Annotated in this window: 13 protein-coding genes and 1 pseudogene; 7 read left to right on the forward strand and 7 right to left on the reverse strand. The window is 72.0% G+C overall.

The features are described 5' to 3' along the window. Positions 1–231: 231 nt before the first annotated feature. Positions 232–1,971 (forward strand): pyruvate dehydrogenase, encoded by a 1,740-nt coding sequence (locus tag G3I56_RS25025; protein WP_164412593.1) that lies wholly within the window; start codon positions 232–234, stop codon positions 1,969–1,971. 75 nt (positions 1,972–2,046) lie between these two features. Here the strand turns inward: G3I56_RS25025 and G3I56_RS25030 are convergent, their stop codons facing one another. Then, positions 2,047–2,937: a helix-turn-helix transcriptional regulator gene (locus tag G3I56_RS25030; RefSeq protein ID WP_164412595.1), complete on the reverse strand. Its 891-nt coding sequence runs from the start codon at positions 2,935–2,937 to the stop codon at positions 2,047–2,049. A 131-nt stretch (positions 2,938–3,068) separates the two neighbouring features. On the opposite strand from G3I56_RS25030, the gene G3I56_RS25035 reads away from it, so the two are divergent. After that, on the forward strand, positions 3,069–4,025 hold the full coding sequence (locus G3I56_RS25035; protein ID WP_164412597.1) for an NAD(P)-dependent alcohol dehydrogenase: 957 nt from the start codon (positions 3,069–3,071) through the stop codon (positions 4,023–4,025). Positions 4,026–4,184: 159 nt separating this feature from the next. Here G3I56_RS25035 and G3I56_RS25040 read toward each other — a convergent pair whose 3' ends face one another. The 3 genes from G3I56_RS25040 to G3I56_RS25050 form a co-directional block, all read right to left on the reverse strand. After that, positions 4,185–4,838, reverse strand: a complete 654-nt coding sequence (locus G3I56_RS25040) for a response regulator transcription factor (RefSeq protein WP_164412598.1) — start codon at positions 4,836–4,838, stop codon at positions 4,185–4,187. A 4-nt stretch (positions 4,839–4,842) separates the two neighbouring features. Further along, positions 4,843–6,336 carry a histidine kinase gene (locus tag G3I56_RS25045; RefSeq protein ID WP_164412600.1) on the reverse strand — a complete coding sequence of 498 codons (1,494 nt, stop codon included), beginning with the start codon at positions 6,334–6,336 and terminating at the stop codon, positions 4,843–4,845. Between the two features lie 85 nt (positions 6,337–6,421). Then, complete coding sequence (locus G3I56_RS25050; RefSeq protein WP_164412602.1) at positions 6,422–7,663, reverse strand: hypothetical protein; 1,242 nt, start codon at positions 7,661–7,663, stop codon at positions 6,422–6,424. 124 nt (positions 7,664–7,787) lie between these two features. On the opposite strand from G3I56_RS25050, the pseudogene G3I56_RS44085 reads away from it, so the two are divergent. Next, positions 7,788–7,939: pseudogene (locus tag G3I56_RS44085) on the forward strand (short-chain dehydrogenase); the annotation flags it as partial. A gap of 77 nt (positions 7,940–8,016) precedes the next feature. Here G3I56_RS44085 and G3I56_RS25060 read toward each other — a convergent pair. Both G3I56_RS25060 and G3I56_RS25065 read right to left on the reverse strand, forming a co-directional pair. Next, complete coding sequence (locus G3I56_RS25060; protein WP_239135082.1) at positions 8,017–8,754, reverse strand: hypothetical protein; 738 nt, start codon at positions 8,752–8,754, stop codon at positions 8,017–8,019. Between the two features lie 54 nt (positions 8,755–8,808). Then, on the reverse strand, positions 8,809–12,048 hold the full coding sequence (locus G3I56_RS25065) for a BTAD domain-containing putative transcriptional regulator (RefSeq protein ID WP_164412604.1): 3,240 nt from the start codon (positions 12,046–12,048) through the stop codon (positions 8,809–8,811). Between the two features lie 175 nt (positions 12,049–12,223). Here G3I56_RS25065 and G3I56_RS25070 point away from each other — a divergent pair, with 175 nt between their 5' ends. The 4 genes from G3I56_RS25070 (at position 12,224) to G3I56_RS25090 (ending at position 16,645) form a co-directional block, all read left to right on the forward strand. After that, positions 12,224–12,898 carry an NAD(P)H-dependent oxidoreductase gene (locus G3I56_RS25070; RefSeq protein ID WP_164412606.1) on the forward strand — a complete coding sequence of 225 codons (675 nt, stop codon included), beginning with the start codon at positions 12,224–12,226 and terminating at the stop codon, positions 12,896–12,898. Further along, on the forward strand, positions 12,841–13,620 hold the full coding sequence (locus G3I56_RS25075) for an alpha/beta fold hydrolase (RefSeq protein WP_164412608.1): 780 nt from the start codon (positions 12,841–12,843) through the stop codon (positions 13,618–13,620). The genes G3I56_RS25070 and G3I56_RS25075 overlap by 58 nt, the downstream gene beginning before the upstream one ends. A gap of 28 nt (positions 13,621–13,648) precedes the next feature. After that, entirely contained in the window at positions 13,649–16,018 is a 2,370-nt protein-coding gene (locus tag G3I56_RS43290) for a BTAD domain-containing putative transcriptional regulator (protein WP_203690583.1), read from the forward strand. A 135-nt stretch (positions 16,019–16,153) separates the two neighbouring features. Beyond that, positions 16,154–16,645 carry a hypothetical protein gene (locus G3I56_RS25090; RefSeq protein WP_164412612.1) on the forward strand — a complete coding sequence of 164 codons (492 nt, stop codon included), beginning with the start codon at positions 16,154–16,156 and terminating at the stop codon, positions 16,643–16,645. On the opposite strand, the gene G3I56_RS25095 is transcribed toward G3I56_RS25090, so the two are convergent. Further along, the gene (locus tag G3I56_RS25095; RefSeq protein ID WP_164412614.1) at positions 16,598–18,787 is read right to left on the reverse strand and encodes a BTAD domain-containing putative transcriptional regulator; all 2,190 of its coding nucleotides are present in this window, start codon (positions 18,785–18,787) and stop codon (positions 16,598–16,600) included. The genes G3I56_RS25090 and G3I56_RS25095 overlap by 48 nt on opposite strands. Positions 18,788–18,908 lie beyond the last annotated feature (121 nt).

Below are 18,908 nucleotides of genomic sequence, written 5' to 3' on the forward strand. Positions count from 1 at the left end.
ATCAAGCCGAGCGGACCGCTCAGCGGCGAGCTCGCCCTGGTGAACGGCCGACGTGGGGGACACCTCGTGGCGATCATGTTCCAGGGCGACGGTGTGCAACGGTGGGTACCGGGGTATCAGGGCGGACCTGACTCGCACCGCCTCCGGCCACGACTGCGACCGCGTGGTGGCCGGGCTCCCCGGGGCGAGTGGGAACCAGTACTGCCGAGCGATCCGTTCAGGAGGCCTGCGATGCGTAACCCGACCGTGGCACAGCAGTTGATCGACGTCCTGCGACAGGCAGGGGTGGAACGCATCTACGGCGTCGTCGGCGACAGCCTCAATCCCGTCGTGGACGCCATCCGGCGTACCGAGGGCATCGAGTGGGTGCATGTGCGCAACGAGGAGGCGGCGGCGCTGGCCGCCGCGGCGGAGGCGCAGCTGACCGGGCGGCTCGCGGTGTGCGCGGGCAGTTGCGGTCCGGGCAACACCCACCTGATCCAGGGGCTGTACGACGCGAACCGCTCCGGCGCCCCGGTGCTCGCGATCGCCTCCCACATCCCGTCGAAGCAGATCGGCACCGGGTTCTTCCAGGAGACTCATCCCGAGCGGCTGTTCACCGAATGCAGCCAGTACTGCGAAATGGTGAGCCAGCCGTCGCAGATGCCGCGGATGGTACGGATCGCCGTACAGCGCGCGCTCTCCGACAAGGGGGTGTCGGTGCTCGTCATGCCCGGTGACCTGTCCCACGCGCCGGCCGCCAGCCCCACCGGATCCAGCAGCTTCGTCACCACCCACGGCAGGGTCGTACCGCCTGCCGAGCAGGTGCGTGACCTCGCGGCCAAGCTCAACGCGGCGGACAAGGTGATGCTCTTCTGCGGTGCAGGCGTACGGGACGCCCACGCCGAGGTGATGGAACTCGCGGGCCGCGTGCACGCGCCGGTCGGGCACACGCTGCGCGGCAAGGAGTGGATCCAGTACGACAATCCGTACGACGTCGGCATGAGTGGGCTGCTCGGCTACGGCGCCTGCTACGACGCGATGCACGAGGCCGACCTGGTGGTGCTCCTTGGCACCGACTTCCCGTACGACGACTTCCTGCCGCAGGTCCACACCGTTCAGGTCGACCACGACGCGGGGCGGATCGGGCGCCGGACCGCGCTGGAGCTGGGCGTGCACGGCGACGTGGGGGAGACGCTGCGCGCGGCGCTGCCACTGGTGGAGGCGAAGCGCGACCGCTCGTACCTGGACCGGACCCTGCACCACCATGCCAAGTCCCTGGAGAACGTGGTCTCCGCCTACACCCGTGACGTCGAGCACCAGGTACCGATCCACCCCGAGTACCCCGCGTCGATCCTCGACGAACTCGCCGACGACGACGCGGTGTTCACCGTCGACACCGGCATGTGCAACGTGTGGGCGGCCCGCTACCTCACACCCAACGGCCGCCGCCGGGTGATCGGTTCGTTCCTGCACGGCACCATGGCCAACGCTCTCCCGCACGCCATCGGCGCCCAGTTCGCCTACCCCGGCCGTCAGGTGATCTCGATGTCGGGCGACGGCGGACTCGGCATGCTCATGGGTGAGCTGCTCACCGTCAAGCTGCACAACCTGCCCGTGAAGACGATCGTCTTCAACAACTCCTCACTCGGCATGGTCAAGCTGGAGATGATGGTCGACGGCATGCCCGACTACGAGACCGACCACGAGCCGGTGGACTACGCCGCCATCGCCGCGGGGGTCGGAATCCACTCGATCCGCATCGAGAAGCCCGACCGGATCCGCGAAGGCCTGCGGGAGGCGCTGGCGTACGACGGACCGTGCCTGGTGGACCTGGTCACCGACCCCAACGCACTGTCGATCCCGCCGCACATCTCCGGCGAACAGGTGAAGGGATTCGCCTTCTCGGCAGGCAGGACGGTACTCAACGGGGGAGTGGGCAAGATGCTCGACCTGGCCAGGGCCAACCTGCGCAACGTTCCGAGGCCCTGAACGGCACCGGGTGAGCCCGTACCGGGGAGCTTCGGGGCGGCGCGCTGACGACATCGGTCCGGATTCCGTGCGCCGTCAGGCGGAAGTCGAGGACGGGCCGGCGGTGTTGACCAGGCCGGCGAGCAGTTGGAGGCGCTCGTCGTCGGGTCCGCCCTCCTCGGCGGTGTAGACGATCACCATGGGGCCGGGAACGCCGGGCATCGGGTAGGCGTCCCAGTCCAGGTTCAGCTCCCCGACCAGCGGATGGTTGACGCGCATCCGGCCGCGCGTGGTCTCCGCCACGTCGTGGCGAGCCCAAATCGTGGCGAACTCGGCGCTGTGGACCGCGAGTTCACCGACCAGCTGCACGGCACGCGGGTGCCCCGGATCGGCGGCGACCTGCGCGCGCAGCATCGCGGTCAACTCGCCGACGGTGGCTGCCCGTTCAGGGCATGCCTGGTCGGCCTCCGGGTGCAGCAGCAGGGCCAGCAGGTTCCGCTCGGTCGAAGGCCGCTGGGTGAACTCGCCCAACAGGGCACCGGCCAGCGGGTTCCAGGCCAGTACGTCCAGGAAGCGGCCGATGACCACGGCGGGCGAGGTCATGGTGCGCAACAGCCGCAGCGTGGTGGGCGGTACCTCTTCCGGCACGTACTGGCGCGGCCGGTGGGCGGGGGTGCGTGCGGCGGCGGCGAGGCTGTGCAGGTGCCGGGACTCCTCCGCGGAGAAGTTGAGGGCGCGCGCGAGGGCGTCCAGGACCTGCTCGGAGGGCCGTACGTCGCGTCCCTGCTCCATGCGCTGGTAGTAGTCCGCGCTCACCCCCGCCAACAGGGCCAGCTCCTCACGCCGCAGCCCGGCGACGCGCCGTCTCGGGCCGGGTTCCAGGCCGACGTCCTGAGGCCGCAGCCGCGTACGGCGGGTCCGTAGGAACTCGGCGAGTTCACGTCGGGGGTCGGGGTGGTCGGTGAGTGCGAGGAGGTCGTCGGTCACGGCAGCAGTATGCCCGGGGCGCGGCTTGTGAGGGTGGGTCTGCCAGTCCCAGGAAAAGGCGAACGACCGTGAATCCGCCGACGCGGTCCATGATCGGACCCACGACAGCCGTCCACGAGAGGAACAGCGACATGAAGGCCGCTCAGATCACGAGCTACGGTGCCCCGGACGTCCTGCGGGTCAACGAGGTGGACCACCCGGCTCCTGGCGAGGGTGAGGTCCTGGTGTCGGTCGAGGCGTCCAGCGTGAACGGGCACGATGTGATCGTCCGCGCCGGGGAGTTGAAGTTCGTGTCGGGACGTCGCTTCCCGATCGGGGTGGGGCTGGACTTCGCGGGCACCGTCGCCGCGACCGGCGTCGGTGTGGAGGGGGTCCGGGCCGGCGAACGTGTGTGGGGCACGGTGCATCCGCGGCAGCGGCACACCGTCGGTGGGGCGGCCGAGTACGTCGTGGTCCCAGTGGGCCGCGTCGCGCCCGTTCCGGTCGGCCTCTCATCGGTCGACGCGGCCTCACTCGTGGTCGCGGGCACGACCGCGCTGACAGCGCTGCGCGACAGTGTGCACCTGGTGAGCGGGGAGCGGGTCCTGATACGCGGTGCGGCGGGCGGAGTCGGCACGGCCGCCGTGCAACTCGCCCATGCGCTGGGCTGCCATGTGACCGCGCTGGCCCGCGACCGCCACGCCCAGGTCCTCACCGGTCTGGGGGCCGACGAGGTCCACGACTACGGCTCCACCACCTCGGACCAGATCGGGCCGTTCGACGTCATCGTCGACACAGTGGGCACGGAACTGCACTGCTACCGAGGGCGGTTGGCGAAGGGAGGCCGGATGGTCACCGTCGGTCTGTCGGCCCCTGCGCTGGCCGCGATCGCGGCATCCAGCGTCCACGGCTCCCGGCGCATCCGTACCTTCAGCGCCAATCCCGATACCGCCATGCTGCGCGATCTGGCCGAGCGTGTCACTTCGGGTGCACTGCGCGCGGTGGTCGACGGAATCCACCCGCTCGCGGACATCAGCGCCGCGCACCAGGCATTCGAGCGCGGCGGCAGCGTGGGCAAGCACGTGATCGCGGTGTCCGCCGGGCTGTGAGGATCCGGTTCGACGACGGTCGGGCAATGCGTGATGCGGACACCCGCCGACCGTTCCCTCTCCGAACTGTCGGCCTGTCCGGTGACGACTCGGCGCCATCCGGTGTCCCGTGGCACTGTTACCCCGCACGTACATACGCGCGGGGAGGCGGAGGGCCGCTCAACGCTCGTTGAGCAGACCGGCGTCGTGTGCGAGGACGGCGGCCTGTACGCGGTTGGCGCAGCCGGTGCGGGTGAGGATCCGGCTGATGTGCGCCTTGACCGTGCCGGCGCTCAGATACAGCTGATCGGCGATCTCCGCGTTGGACAGGCCCGTGCCGAGCAGCCGCAGGACATCCCGTTCGGCCGGGGTCAGCTCATCGGTCCTGCGCAGAGCGGCCTCGGTGTCCCGGCCGGACCGCACATGCCGTTCCAGCAGCTGCCGGGTGATCCTGGGCGCCAGGACCGGTTCACCTTTCGCGGCGAGCTGCACAGCGCGGATCAGCTCCACGGGACCGGTGTCCTTGAGGAGGAATCCGCTGGCCCCGGCCCGCAGAGCGCGCGTCACGCTCGCTTCCTCGCCGAACGCCGTCAGCATCACGACACAGGTGCGGGGCGAGAGCCGGGCGATGTCCTCGGCGGCCGCGATTCCGTCCCGGGCAGGCATCTGGATGTCGAGGAGGGCGACGTCGATGTCCTGAGTGCGGCATGCGGCGGCGGCTTCCAGACCGTCGCCCGCCTCGGCGACCACCTCGATGTCCTCGGCGTTCTCCAGGATCATCCGGATTCCCGCACGCATCAGTGCCTCGTCGTCGGCGATCAGGACTCGGATCATCAGCTCATCTTAGGACTGCCGTCGTGAGTAGTACGACGAGGAAGCCCACGGTCGGCAGAACCACGAGCAGCGCCACGCAGCCCGATCCCAGGACCCGCGGCCAGGTCAGGATCTCGTCCGACATCGGCGCACGGGACCCTTCCTGTCCGCTGCCGCCGGAGGGAAGCCGTGCCGTGTCCGGCGGGGTCTCGGTCAAGACCCTCTCGGGCACGGCGAATTCACGGGTGTTGCTCCCCTGGGCGGGCAGTCGAGCCGCCATGCGGAAACCGCCGTTCGTCAGGGCGCCCGCTTCGAACGTGCCGCCGAGCAACGAGATCCGTTCATGGCAGCCGGCGAGTCCGCTGTGGCTTCCCCCCTGGGAGTGGCCCACCGCACGCGGTGCCTCGTTGGTGACGGACACCTCGATCCCCCTGCCCGTGCCTTTGACCTCCACCTTGGTGGGGGCGCCGGACGCGTGTTTCAGCACGTTCGTCAGCCCTTCGCGGACCAGGCGGTGGATCGCCTGACGGGTGGCGAGGCCCACTTCGGCCGTGTCGGGAACGGACCAGTCCAGCTCGACGGTGCTGCCTGTCTGCCGGGACTCCGTCACCAGAGCGATGATGTCCTCCCGTGTTCCCCTCTCGTCCCCGGTTCTGTCCGTCTGTTCCATGTCGTCCACGTGCCGCAGGACACCGAGGATCTCGCGCAGTTCCCCCATGGCCGTACCGGCGGTCGTGCGCAGTAGCTCGGCCTGTCCGACGAGGGTGGGTGCCTGTCGCGCGGTGGCGAGTTCAAGTGCCCCGGCGTGCACGGAGATCAGGCTCAGCCGGTGGCCCAGGAGATCGTGCATCTCTCCCGCGATCCGGGTCCGTTCCTCCGCTCGGGCGGCCTCGGCGGTCAGTGTGCGGGTCTGTTCCAGATAGGCGTTGCGTTCCCGCAGCAGGCTGACCAGAGGCCGCCGCTGCCCCAACAGGGTCCCGGCCAGGGCGGGGAGCAGCACAAGCAGCATCGCTGAGACCGCGTTGCCTGCCAGTTCCAACAGCAGGGCATCGGAGTGGACCAGAGCGGAGGCGACGGTCAGGACACCTATGGCGGCGCAGGCCACACCGGCGACCTGCCACACACGTCGTTGCGGTGCGATACGGCGGGTGGCGGACAGCACGATCAACGGCACCACCGCCAGCGTCCATACGTTGGCACCCACGAGCAGCAAAGAGGCGCACACCACGGCGGCGACCGGCCGACCGCGCCGAGCGGGGACGACCAGCGCCGCCCACACCCCCTCCAGCACCGCCGACGCCGGCCGGTCCGGGGGCGCGAGCAGCAGCGGCAACAGACAGAATGCTGCCACCAGGGCACAGACCATCGCCTCTACGACGACCGTGCGGCGCTCGGCGGCACGTACCCCGGCCCAGCTCGAGGCCGTCTCGCCGCGCACCCACCGAGGCACACCGGCAAGCGTGTGCCCCAGCCGTACGAACGGGCGCGGCGGCGCGGCGTCTTCGGTCACCTGACTCATGATCACCCCTGCCCCGCTCCCGTAAATCTCCGGGAGGAACGGTAGCTGCGGCGGTGGCGGTCGCCGCACGGCGGGGTCCCGGGTGTCATGCGCCCAGCCGGAGGCGCGACTCTGCCCGCAACGCGGCCACATCCAGCTGGCCGACAGCCAGCAGCCGTACGACCGCTCCACCGTCCCCGGCGTCCGTATCCGTCGCCGGCGCGTCGAGCAGCGCGGACAACAGGTGGACCGTACCGACCGTGGGCGAACCGTGCTCGGCGGCGGACAGTCGTGCGACCGCCATGATCCGCTTGGCGGCGGCGGACAGCCGCACGCCATCGCCATCGCCGTCTGCGTCGGGACCAGCGGGGTACCGGATCGCCGAAGCCGAAAGGACCAGGGAATCCTGTCGTATTCCGTGCCGACGCAGCAGGGGCGCAGCGGAATTGGCCGGCCTCAGACTCCCGGGAAGCGCGCGCCCGGCAACGGACAGCGCCCGGTCCAGGGCCAGTACTCCCAGCAGAAGATCCACCGGCTCCGCCGCCGCGCGCCCGCACCGTACCGCTTGCCGGACGGCCTCGACGGACACCGCGAACAGCACCGGTGAGCCGTTCACGGGGGTCCCGGAGGTCCACGAAGTCAGTGCGCGTGTCAGGCGGTTGCCGTCCTTGCCCAGCGTTCCGGCCCGGCGAAGCAGGGTGACGCCGCGGGATTCCGGTCCCTCGGTCTCCGCCGGGGCGCTCGCGTCCAGTCCGTCGAGGGTGATCGCCGCGGCGGCCGGATCCAGCCTCTGCAGCAGTAGGGCTTCCCGCGCCCTGCTGTCCGGCAGGTCCAGCAGGGCGCGGGCCACATGGCGGCAGCGCACCGAGATCGTTCTCTCGGCGCGGGCCGACCTGAACGCGAGCAGCAGGCACGCGCGCATCGCCCCGGTCATCCCGGGCAGCACCGGGTTGCTCTCCGAAGCCGATCCGCGCGAACCGAGGCCGAAGCGCCACCGCGCCTCGCGCCACGCGGCGTCGATCTCCGCCCCACCGGCTTCCGCACCGGCCGCGTCCGGCACACCGTGCGCCTCGTCGTCGCTCACCCAACCACCGCCCGCCCGGCCGGAGATCAGACCGCTGAGCGAACCGGCCTTCCGCATCCCCGGGGCGATCGCCGCACCGGCGTCCGTGTCCCCCATCACGAGCGCGCCGAGCAGAGTGTCCGTCCCCACGGCCGGCAACTCGAACCTGACCGTGCGACGCAGTGTCTCCACGAGCAGGTCCATGACGTCCGGCTCGAACTCCGTGGTCGCTCCGACCACGGTCGTGGCGTCGGCGTGTGCTGCGGTCGTCCCTCGCTGGTCCATCGGACATCCCCCTCGAAGCGCGGTGACTTGGTCGGTACGACGCTAGGCGCACCCCTGGCGCCACCGCGTCGGCCGATCGGCCACACTCCCGGGCCGATCGGCCGATCGGCTGCGGAACACCAGCGCTCGCACGCACCCACGTGACATCGCCGCGCTCGCCCTCGACGGCATCGAGGCGGGGCAGCGCACGAGGTGCTCGCCGACGACGTTTCGCGGCAGGTCAAGGCAGGTCCGGCCGGCGACCTGGCGGGACTTTACTCCCAGCTGTCTCAGTAGGAGCGAGGGCTGTCGGCCGCAGGTCGGGGGAGTCATCACCCTCCTGCCGGACTGAATCCCGGTCACCCGACCGCACTTCACGCACGGGGAGTCGGCGCCATGCCCGACTGATCTCGGAGCGACTCCGAGGCCGCGCTGTCCCTCGGGCGGGGGAAGCCGTTGGTCACCTCCCCCGCCGTGGGCATGGGTTCAGCAGCGCTTGCTGGAGTAACTCCCTGCAGGGGTGAATTCAAGGGGTCACCGGCGGCCCGTACGGTGCCCGACCCGGCCGTGCATTCGCTCGCGGTGCTGGTGCCGTTGGACCAGAACTCCTGGGCGGTGGTGTTGGTCCAGGAACGCTTGCCCAGGACCTCGTCCTGAGAGTAGCTGTAGACGGCGGAGGTCACGTCGTAGTCTCCGACGGCGTCGCGGAAGCTCTGCCAGACCCAGACCCAGACCCAGACCCAGACCCAGACCCAGACCCAGACCCAGACGTAGTTCTGGCCGCAGGACGGCGAGTGGAACTGCTTGACGGGGGCGACAGTCTTGCCGGCGCGCGTGATGTACCCGGTGGAACCGATCTGGTAGGCGTCCGCGCACACCGAGGCCGCCCGGGCCCGCAGACTCGCCGGTTGCCGTCGGCAGACGGCGCGGTGGAGGCCGCCGCAGTGGTGCGTGCGGTCGGTGCGGGCGCCGGGCCGGTCCCGGCGGTGGCGACTCCGGCCGGGATGAGAGCGAAAGCGCAGGCCAGCGCCGCAGTGGCGATCTTGGGTGCGGCGATCCCGCCTCGCCAGGGCGCGCGGGGCGAGGCGTGCGTACCCGACCGTGCCCGGCATGTCGACGAACCGGCCGGGAAGTGTTCCCGGCCGGTGGGGCCCGCGCGCAGCGGTTCACCGTGTGCCCGGGCGTGCCGACTCCGTCGTGGCCTGGGTCTCATGGCCGCTGAGGGTGCCGAGGGTGAACTCGCGGGCGTAGGTGGCGTCGTCGATCGTGGCGCGAACCCGGGCGGAGATGCGCTCGACGTCGCCCTGTTCCGCCGGGGGGTGCGGGGCCCCGGCCCGCTCCCGGGTCGTCGCCGCCGTGCCGAGCAGGCGCGCGGCCCGTTCCGGGTCCCCGGCCAGGGAGTGCGCGCCTGCCAGGCCTTCGAGGGCCAGGGCGACCGAGCGGGGGTCCTTGGTCGTCACGGCAGCCGCGAGGCCGTCCCCGTGGTGGGCGAGAGCGCGGTCGGCGTCGCCGCGCTGTTCGGCGATGAAGCCCAGTTCGGCCAGGACCAGCGCGAGTCCCGGCGCGTCGTCACGCCGGCGGTTCCAGGCGAGCCAGGGGCGCAGCCACTCCTCGGCGGTGCCGAGGAGGCCCTGGCGCCGGGCGCTCAGCGCGAGCCCCAGGGCGGCGTACTGTTCGGCCGGCTGGTTGCCCTGCTCGGCCGCGAGCCGCAGGGCACGCGTGTGCAGATCGTCGGCCTCCTCGTAGCGCTGCGTGAGCAGGGCGATCCTGCCGAGGCCGGACAGCTTCGCGGACAGTTCGGGCCACATCTCCAGGGTCTGGGTGATCCGCAGGCTCTCGCGGTGCAGTTGGGCCGCGAGGTCGTAGTCGCCGTTGATCTCGGCGAGCCTGCCGAGCATGTCGGTCGTCTTCAGCCTGCCCCAGAGGTCCCCCAGTTCGGCGAAATGGTCACGGGCGTCCTCGGCGTTGCCGCGCACCGCGTCCAGATCGCCGCGCGCCAGGGCGAAGCCGGCGCGCGTGGTGAGCGCGGCGGCGGTGCCCCACGCGTCGCGCAGCGTACGGAAGGAGACCAGGACGCGCTCGACGCGCTTCTCGCCGTCGGTCAACGCCCCCACCGTCCACTGCGCGTGGGCCAGGAACCACTCGGCCCTGGCCGACTCCACGGTCGACCCGGCCGGGAACTCACCGAGGGTGTCGCGCTCTCCGTCGTGCTCGCCGAGCAGCAGACGGATACCCGAATGCCAGAACGACGCCTCCAGGCGCTCCTCGGGCGCGGCCGGGCCCTGCGTGTCCATGGCCGTCGCCAGCGCCCAGCGGGCCTCGCCGAGCCGGCCGCGCACGAACCAGTACCAGGTCAGGGAATTGACCAGGCGCAGCGCGTCCTGCGTGGCTCCGGCCCGGTTCGCCTCGTGCAGAGCGCGCTGCACGTTGGTCGCCTCCAGGTCCAGAAACTGGAACCAGCGGGACTGCTCGCGCTCGTGCAGATGCGGCCGGGCCCGTTCGGCGAGCCGCACATAGTGGCGCAGGTGCCGGGTCGCGGTCTGCGCACTCTCCCCGGACTCGGCGAGCTTGTCACGCGCGTAGACCGCGACGGACTCCAGCAGCCGGTACCGGGGACCGCCGGGGCCCTCGGTCCGCACGGCGAAGGACCGTTCCACGAGCGGGCCCAGCGCGTCGAGGACATCGGCGCGGGACATACCGCCGCCGGAGCACACGTCCTCGGCGGCCTCCAGACTGCACCCCTCACCGAAGACCGACAATCGCCGCAGCACCGTCTGTTCCCGGGGGTCGAGCAGGCTCCAGCTCCAGTCGAGCGTGGCCTGCAGCGTCCGATGCCGCGAAGGGGCGTCCCGGTAGCCGCTGTTGAGTACCTTGAAGCGGTCGTTGAGACGGTCGTGCAGCTCCCTGATGCCCAGGGATCTGACCCGCGTGGCGGCCAGTTCCAGGGCCAGCGGGATGCCGTCGAGGCGTCGGCACACGTCCGCGACGAGGGGGGCGGTGGTCGCGTCGAGCACGAACGCGGGGTCCGTCGCGGTGGTCCGTTCCACGAAGAGTCGTACGGCGCCCGCGCTCGTCAGCGCGTCCAGTCCCGGCCGGCCCGCCGGGGGCAGGGACAGCGGTGCCACCGGGTGCACCGTCTCGTTCCTGGTGCGCAGCGGTTCCTGACTGGTGGTCAGGATGTGCAGGTGCGGAGCCCTGCCCAGCAGCAGACCGGTCAGTTGGGCGACGGCCTCCACGACGTGTTCGCAGTTGTCCAGTACGAGGAGCAGCCGTCGGGCGGCCAGCGCGTCGGCGAGGCGGTCCGTCGGGCCCTTGCGGTCGTCGTCCGAGGCGTTCTCCCGGATCCCGAGCGCCGCCATGACCTTCTCGGCCAGCGACTCCGTACTTGCGAACCGTTCCAGGCCGTCGATGTCCGCGAGCTCCACCAGACAGGCACCGTCGGTGAACGCGCCGGTCAGGCTCTCGGCCGTGGCCTGTGCGAGACGGGTCTTGCCGACGCCGCCGGGGCCGGTCAGCGTCACCAGACGGCGCTTCAGGAGCAGCGTCCGGATCGTCCGTAACTCCTCGTCACGGCCCACCAGGGGCGCGGCCGACGACGTCGGTCCCGGCCGGACCGGCACGCCCACGGCTGACGGAACGGGCGGTTCGGTCCGGGCCAGTTCCGGGTCGTGCCGCAGGATGGAGTGCTGCAGGGCTTCCAGGGCCGGGCTGGGGGTGAGCCCCAGTTCGTCGTCGAGCCGGCGCCGCAGATCGGTGAAGCAGTCGAGCGCGTCGGACGAGCGCCCCGCCTGGTACAGCGCCCACATCAGCGCGGCCCGCAGTCCCTCGCGCAACGGGTACTTCCCCACCAGCTCGGTCAGCTCACCGATCAGCAGGCTGTGCTCGCCCAACTCCAGCCGCGCCTGAGCGTGTTCCTCGACCGCCGTCAGACGTTCCTCCTCCAGGCTCGCCGCCGTCGGCCGTACGCACGGCTGGTCCGCGAACTCGGCGAAGGCGGGGCCGCGCCACAGCGCCAGCGCCTCGGTGTACGACGCCGCCCGCGCCCGCGGGTCCTCGGTGGCACGGGCCTCGGCGACCAGGGCGCGAAACCGTCCGGCGTCCAGCGCACCGGCCGGGACGTCCAGGACGTAACCGGGCGCCCGGTACGCCACGAACTCGCGGCCGCCCGCCTCCGCGTCCTCCAGGGCGCGCCGCAACTGGGACACCTTGGCCTGCAGAGACGCCGTGGGCCGGGCCGTGAACGTCGAGCCGCCCCACAGGTCCTCGACGAGCCGGCCCACCGGCACGACCTGCCCGTGGTGGGCGAGCAGATCGGCGAGGAGCATACGGACCTTGACCTCGGGCACCCGTACGACGCGCCCCCCGTCCGTGCACACCTCCAGCGGCCCCAGCACCCCGAATTTCATGATCCCAGCGTAGCTCGCAGCCGTGCGGAGGGGCCGGCGACGAACGGGGCTCGGCCACCGGCCCGAAGGCCGGCCAAAGGCGGTCCGAAGCCGTCCGAAGCCGATCCGAAGGGGTGTGGGACAGGCTTCCCCGAGGAATGACGGGTTCGGCGGCGCAGGGGAAGGCGGTTGGAGAGTGGCCGAGAATGAACGGCTGCGGCTGGCGATCATCATCGGCAGCATCAGAAAGGGCAGGTTCGGCCACGTGGCGGCGGAATGGCTCGCCGCACGTGCCCGGCTGCGGCACGACTTCGACGTGGACGTCATCGACCTCGCCACGGCCTGGCTGCCCGACGTCATGTCCGCCGACCCGGCGGCGCCCAGGCCGCAGGCCGTCAAGGACCTGGCGCCCTGGCTGGGGTCGGCCGACGCGTTCGTGGTGGTCACCCCCGAGCACAACCAGACCTTTCCGGCCTCGCTGAAGAACGCGATCGACTGGTACGACGAGGAGTGGCACGCCAAGCCCGTCGGGTTCCTCTCGTACGGCGGCGCTTCGAGCGGGCTGTGTGCCGTTGCCGATCTGCGTCAGATCTTCAGCCAGGTCCACGCCGTCCCGGTGTCGGAGACCGTCAGTTTCCACAACCACTGGGACCGGCTCGGGCCGGACGGCAACCTGGTCACCTCCGACGAGTGGGAGACATCGGCCCGGCTGATGTTCGACCGGATCAGCTGGTGGGCCACTGTGCTGCACCGGGCCCGTACCGAGACCGGCTACCAGCCGGCGCAGGTGAACAGACAGGAGCGCAGCGCACCATGGACGGCCAGTGGTTCCGACGTTTCGGCGATTCCGATCCGGGCGTTCTCCGACTGATCTGCTTCCCGCACGCGGGCGGCGCCGCGAGTGCGTACCTGCCGCTGGCCCGGCTGCTCACCCCGCACATCGACGTGCGGGCCGTGCAGTACCCCGGCCGCCAGGACCGCCGGCGCGAAACGCCGGTGACCGACATCGGGGAACTGGCCACCGTCATCGCCGGGAAGCTGGAGTCCGACGACGAGGCAGCACCGCCGTACGCGTTCTTCGGCCACAGCATGGGGGCGCTCATCGCGTACGAGACCGCCCGCGTCCTCCAGGAGCGCGGGGTCCGACCACCCCGCAGGCTCTTCCTGTCGGCCCGCGGCGCGCCGGGGCCGAAGCGGAACCCGCACGACGCGCTGCCGGACGACGACGCGATCCTGACCGCCGTACGCAGGCTCGGGGGAACCGGCGCGGCACTGCTCGACGACCCTGAGCTGGTGGCGATGGTGCTGCCCGCTCTGCGCGCCGACTACACGGCCCTCGCCCGGTACTCCTGGGTGCCCGGGGAGCCGCTGCACACGCCGGTCACCGTGCTGTGCGGCACGGACGACCCGGTCGTCTCCGTCGAGGAGGCGGCGAGCTGGCGGACACACACCCTCCCCGACACCGAGGTGTGCGTCCTCCCCGGTGGTCACTTCTATCTGGACCAGCGACTCGGCGACGTGGCCGAGGTGATTCTGCGCGGCGTCCGCTCGGCGAACGCCGCTCGGGCGGGCAACGGCGCCTGCCATGACTGAACTGGGTGCTCGACGTTCGGGGGTGGGCGTGGAATTCAAGGTTCTCGGGCCGATGGAAGTGGTGAACGGGGGGCGGAGTCTGCCGCTGGGGGGCGTCAAACAGAGAGCGGTTCTGGGCCTGCTGCTGCTCCGTGCCAACCAGGTCGTCGCCACCAGCCAGCTCCTCGACGCCCTGTGGCCCGAGGAGTCGCGGCCCGTCACAGCACGCAAGATGGTGCAGAACGCGGTGTGGGGGCTGCGAGCCCTGCTGGAGACCGGTGACGCGGAGCGGCCCGGCCCCTCGATGCCGGCGCAGCTGCTCACCAGGGCGCCGGGCTATGTGCTGCGCGTCGATCCCGAGCGGCTCGACGCGACCCGTTTCGAGCGCGCCGTCGCCGCGGGCCGGGCGCGCCTCGACGCGGGTGAACCGGCTGAGGCCGCGGTACTGCTGGGCGGGGCCCTCGCGGAATGGCGTGGCTCCGTCCTGTCGGATCTGGCTGAAGAGGGCATGGAGTGGGCCGAGCTGACCGCACTGCGGCAGCTGCGCCTGGACGCCATGGAAGACCGCTTCGAGGCCGAGCTGGCGTGCGGACGCCACCATGCCGTGCTGGGCGAACTCACCTCCCTCGCCGAGGCCGAGCCGCTGCGGGAGCGACTGTGCGGGCAGTTGATGCTCGCCCTGTACCGCTGCGGACGGCAGGCGGAGGCGCTGAGCGTGTTCAGCAGGGTGCGGCTGGCCCTGGTGGAGGAGTACGGCCTTGAGCCGTCCGCAGGACTGCAGACCCTGCAGCGTCGCATTCTGCGGCACGACCAGGCGCTGGCCTCTCCGGCCGGGGGCCGTGCGGAGCCGGGCGCCACGGAGGCGCGTGCGCCTCGGCGGTACACGGTCGCGGAGGAGGGCCGCGTGGAGGTGCCGGGTCGGGCCACCGCGGCGGACACCGCAGCACCGGGAACGGGCGCGGCGGACGCCGACGGGCCGAAGAGCTGGCCCGCCCCCGAGGTCGCGCCGGCCGAGGAGGAGCCGCGAGCACCGCGTCCCCTGGGTGTCGCCGAGGCGGGCGCGGTCGCCGAACGCCGGGACGTCTGCGTGCTCGTGGTGTGCACCGAGTCCGCCGCGGACGCGGCGGCGATGGGGAGCGAGCAGCTGGACACCTCCCTGCACGACGCGGTCACCGTGCTCACCGAGAGCGTCGAGGCGCGCTCCGGCACGGTCGTCGGATCGATGGGCGGGCTGTGCGCGGCCCTGTTCGGTCTGCGGTCCGAGCGCCCCGAGGCGTCCCTGAACGCGGTGCGCGCGGCCTTCGAGGCCCGTGAACGGCTGACGTCGGGGGCGGGCATGGTGATGCGTGCCGTGGTCATCTCGGGCAAGGCGATCGTGCGGCACGATCCGCACGACCCCCGGGCCGCCGTCACGGTGGTGGGCACGCTGCTCGACAAGGCGCACGGGCTGCTCGCCGGCGTCCCGGCGGGTGAGCTGTACGTCAGCGAGGACGTCGCGGGCGACACCGATGTCTGGGTCCGGTACGGCGAGACCACACACGCCGCGGACGGGGTGACCGGCATCCGCCGGGCGCAGGCCCTGCGCACGGGCGTGCCGCTGGTGCGCGGCACCGACACCCGGCGGCAACGCCGGCACGAACTCGCGCTGCTGGAGAACTTCCTGGAGTACTCCCGCCACCATGACGTGCCCAGCATGCTGACGGTGCTCGGTGACCGGGGGGTCGGAAAGACGCGCCTTCTCGCCCAGTTCGAGCGCCGGATCGCCCACGACTTCGAGGAGGTGCGGGTCGTACGGCCACGAACGCCGAAGGCGGGCCCGGACGCGGCAGGCCTGGCGCCCGCCCTGCTTGAGGCGTGGGCGCCGAGGGAGCGGGCGGCGATCGACACGCCGGAACACCGGCTCAGGAACCTGGTGCGCTCCGCGGTCGACTCCGATGTGGACGCGCTACGGCTGCTGCGCGTCCTGTCGTCCGCGCCGGACTCCGGCCGGCCAGGGCGCGCGGCCGAGGTGCTCGCCGCCTGGGGGGAGGTGATCGAGCACGAGGCACGCCACCGCCCCGTGGTGCTGTGCCTGGACGATCTGCACCTGGCCGACGAGGAGGTGCTCGACTGGGTGGAGACCCTCGGCCGGGGCACCACCGGCTCCCCGCTGTTCGTCGTGGCCTGCGGTCACTCCGACCTGTTGCGCCGTCGCGCCTTCTGGGGCAGCGGCCGGCAGCACGCCGGCATGCTGACCCTGCCGCGGCTGTGGGAGCCCGCCCCGATGCCGCGGCGCATGGTCCCGTTCCCGGAGCGCCACCCCAAGTGGCCGGGGGAGCAGCCCCGGACGGCCGGCCGATCCCACAGCGGACACGGCCAATTCCGGGGCAGGGCCGCCGAGCCGGTCGAGGCCCGGCCCGGCCGGAGGGCCGTGGGATGACCGCCCGGGAGAGCCGCGAATGGGCGGCCGGTGTGCCGGGCTTGGTGTGCTGGTCCCATGGAAACCGCAGCCGTACACGCCCGTCGTTCCCCGCACGGATCACCTCTGCCGGTGCGTGCCTCCGTCGCAGGTGAGATGGACGCGCCTCTGGCCGTCTTCGTCGGCAGACAGTTCGCTGCGGCCCTGTCCGAGGGGCTGCGGCGGTCCAGGGGCACGGGCCGACCGGACATCCCCGCTCCTGTTGTCCCCACGCCAGGCTCTCCGACGACACGGGAAGGCGATCTCCTCGGCGATCACGCCGGGGAGATCCTCGCCCGATTCGGCGCCCGGCTTCAGGGCGCGCCGGGCGTCACCGCCCCGGCACGGGGCCGCATCACCGACTGGGCACGGCAGGTGCTCGGCGCACGGGCGCCCACGGGGCCGGTACGTGTCGCTGCCACGGCCCCGTGGAAGGCCCTCGCGGGATCCCTGCTCATCGAGACGGCCGTGGACGTCCTGCCCGCCGGATCACCGGACGTCCCGGAGGCCATCGGCGCTCTCGCCCGTGCCGTACGCCTCACCGGCACGGGCGAGCCGCTCTCAGACGGCCGCGGACTCCCTGACCGGCGGAAGCAGGGATTCCAGTAGCCCGTTGAGGGCGTCGCCGGGCTCCGGGGTGAGACTGATGGTCACCGTGCGCGGGCGGGCGGTGGCCCAGCCGGGGCGCCGCTCGGGCAGACGGGCGTCCGCGCCGACGACGTTGAGCAGCGGCACGTTGGCATGCGTCTGCGTCAGCTGCTCCACGACGTCCAGCAGCGCGTCGTCGGCGTACTGCAGGTCGTCCCAGATCACCACCAGCGGCTGTTCGCGTGCGGCCCGCGCGAGGAAGGTCGTCCACGCGCGTAGCAGATCGCCGGGGACCGTCGTCGCGAACGCCGTGGGCCCCGGCCGGAGCAGCGAGGCGAGCGGCGCGTACAGGTCCCCTCCGGTGCCCGGGCCGCCGCCGAGCCGGTCGAGGGTGGCGCGCAGCCGCGTCGTCGCGTGAGCCTCGGGCCCGCTCGGATCGATGCCGCAGTACGCGGCCAGCATCTCCGCCGGCACCGACAGCGCGGAGCCCGGCCCGGGCGGCCGGACCGTGCCGGCCAGCACCCGTACCCGTCCGCCGTGGCTTTCCTCGACCCGCCGCTGGAACTCCATGAGCAGCCGTGTCCTGGCCCGGCCCGAGTCGTCGATGAGTGTGATCAGATGCGCGGCCGAGCGCTGCTGTGTGCGCAGCAGCGTGTGCTGGGTGAGCTCCAGCTCACTGACCTGGTCGCCCGCGCCCGCCCAGCCGTGGGACGGCTCCGGGACATCACCCTTCAGCAGGTGCAGTTCCCACGGGGCGACGGCCGAGGCGCAGGCACGACGGAACGTGGCCGCCCCCTTGCTGCGTAGGCGCGTCTCGTCGCAGACGTGGATCTCCCCGGCCTGTACGTCGGTGAGCATCGTCCGGCAGGTGTCGACCAGCCTGCCGCCGACCCACGGGGGCAGTACGTTCTGAGCGGGCGGGCGCGACAGCAGAGCCTCGCCGGAGGCCACGGCCGCGTGCACGGTGAGTCCCCGTACGGCGGCCTGCGGTGGTGCGAGGGTCCCGGTGGGGACGCTGAGACTGTCGCGGACGGCCGCCGCGGTGCGGACGGCCCGCTCGGCGCCCTCGGCCGGGTCGGTCCCGGCGAACACGGCGAGCACCGTCGAGCCGAGCACGGCCGTGACCTGCCCGCCGTGCAGTTCGGCCTTCTCCCTGGCCACCTGCGTCAGGGCGTCGAGCACCCGGTCCCGGTCCTCGACCAGTACCCGGCCGAGTTCCTCGCCGAGGCGGAAGCGGAACATGACCACGCTGGCGGTGCGGGACTCGTGTGGGCCGGTTGGACAGGGGTCCTCTGCGGCGGAGTCGACGGCGGTGGAGTCGGTGGGCACGGCCGGGGAATGCGCGGGCGGGGTGGCCGGTGTGACGGTCACCGCCGCCCGGCCGCCCACCGCCTGCGGTGCGTCGAGCGACGGATCGTGGGTGAGGATCGCCTGCTGCAACCGGTGCAGTTCGCGTCCGGGCTCCAGCCCGAGCCCGTCCACGAGGGCGGTGCGCACCCGGCCGAACACCGCCAGCGCCTCGGCCTGCCGTCCGCACCGGTACAGGGCCACCATGAGCTGCCCCGAAGCGCGTTCCCGCAGCGGTTCGGAGACAACGAGGTTCTCCAGGTCGCGCAGGACCAGCTGGTGCCGGCCACAGGCCAGGGCGGCCTCGAACAGATCCTCCATCACATCGAGCCGTCTGTTCTGCACGGCTGTCAGCTCCGGCCAGCAGATTCCCTCCTCCACCAGGTCGGCGAGCACGGGCCCGCGCCACAGCGACAGCGCCTCGCCGAGGGACTCGTGCGCGGTCTCCACCTGCCCCGCCGTCAGGGCCGACCGGCCTGTCGCCACCCGCTGCCGGTAGTCGAGCAGGTCGACGTACTGCGGCGGTACGCGCAGCAGATAGCCGGGCGGGCGGGTCAGCAGCTCGGGGCTGCGCTCGGACCGTGGAGGCCGCGCCAGCACACCGCGCAGCTTCCAGACGGCGTTCTGCAGGATCTTGCGTGCGGTCATGGGCGCCATGTCGTCGGACCACAGGGCCGACAGCAACTGGCTGGTGGACACCACTTGGTTCGCGTGCAGCAGGAGATACGCCAGCACCGCGCGCTGTCTGCGCCCGCCCAGGTCGACCAGGCCCTCCTCGTTCTCGACTTCCAGTGGCCCCAGTAATCGGAACTGCATGAACTCCCCGTTTCCGCTCGCTCCAGCGTGGTGCTCTGCCGGGACCGGTGTACCGCGTGACGGCGCTGTCGGCGCTTTCCGTTTCCCGTACTGCTCCCGGTCGCACGTGCCTGTCCTGGTC

Source organism: Streptomyces sp. SID12488, assembly GCF_010548275.1.
Taxonomy (GTDB): domain Bacteria; phylum Actinomycetota; class Actinomycetes; order Streptomycetales; family Streptomycetaceae; genus Streptomyces.

Excerpts from the sequence above, each read along its gene's own strand:
- G3I56_RS25050 (WP_164412602.1), bottom strand. The coding sequence starts at position 7,663 with ATGGACCAGCGAGGGACGACCGCAGCACACGCCGACGCCACGACCGTG.
- G3I56_RS25035 (WP_164412597.1), top strand. The coding sequence starts at position 3,069 with ATGAAGGCCGCTCAGATCACGAGCTACGGTGCCCCGGACGTCCTGCGG.
- G3I56_RS25060 (WP_239135082.1), bottom strand. The coding sequence starts at position 8,754 with ATGCCGGGCACGGTCGGGTACGCACGCCTCGCCCCGCGCGCCCTGGCG.
- G3I56_RS25045 (WP_164412600.1), bottom strand. The coding sequence starts at position 6,336 with ATGAGTCAGGTGACCGAAGACGCCGCGCCGCCGCGCCCGTTCGTACGG.
- G3I56_RS25095 (WP_164412614.1), bottom strand. The coding sequence starts at position 18,787 with ATGCAGTTCCGATTACTGGGGCCACTGGAAGTCGAGAACGAGGAGGGC.
- G3I56_RS25040 (WP_164412598.1), bottom strand. The coding sequence starts at position 4,838 with ATGATCCGAGTCCTGATCGCCGACGACGAGGCACTGATGCGTGCGGGA.
- G3I56_RS25025 (WP_164412593.1), top strand. The coding sequence starts at position 232 with ATGCGTAACCCGACCGTGGCACAGCAGTTGATCGACGTCCTGCGACAG.
- G3I56_RS25075 (WP_164412608.1), top strand. The coding sequence starts at position 12,841 with ATGGACGGCCAGTGGTTCCGACGTTTCGGCGATTCCGATCCGGGCGTT.
- G3I56_RS25065 (WP_164412604.1), bottom strand. The coding sequence starts at position 12,048 with ATGAAATTCGGGGTGCTGGGGCCGCTGGAGGTGTGCACGGACGGGGGG.
- G3I56_RS25090 (WP_164412612.1), top strand. The coding sequence starts at position 16,154 with ATGGACGCGCCTCTGGCCGTCTTCGTCGGCAGACAGTTCGCTGCGGCC.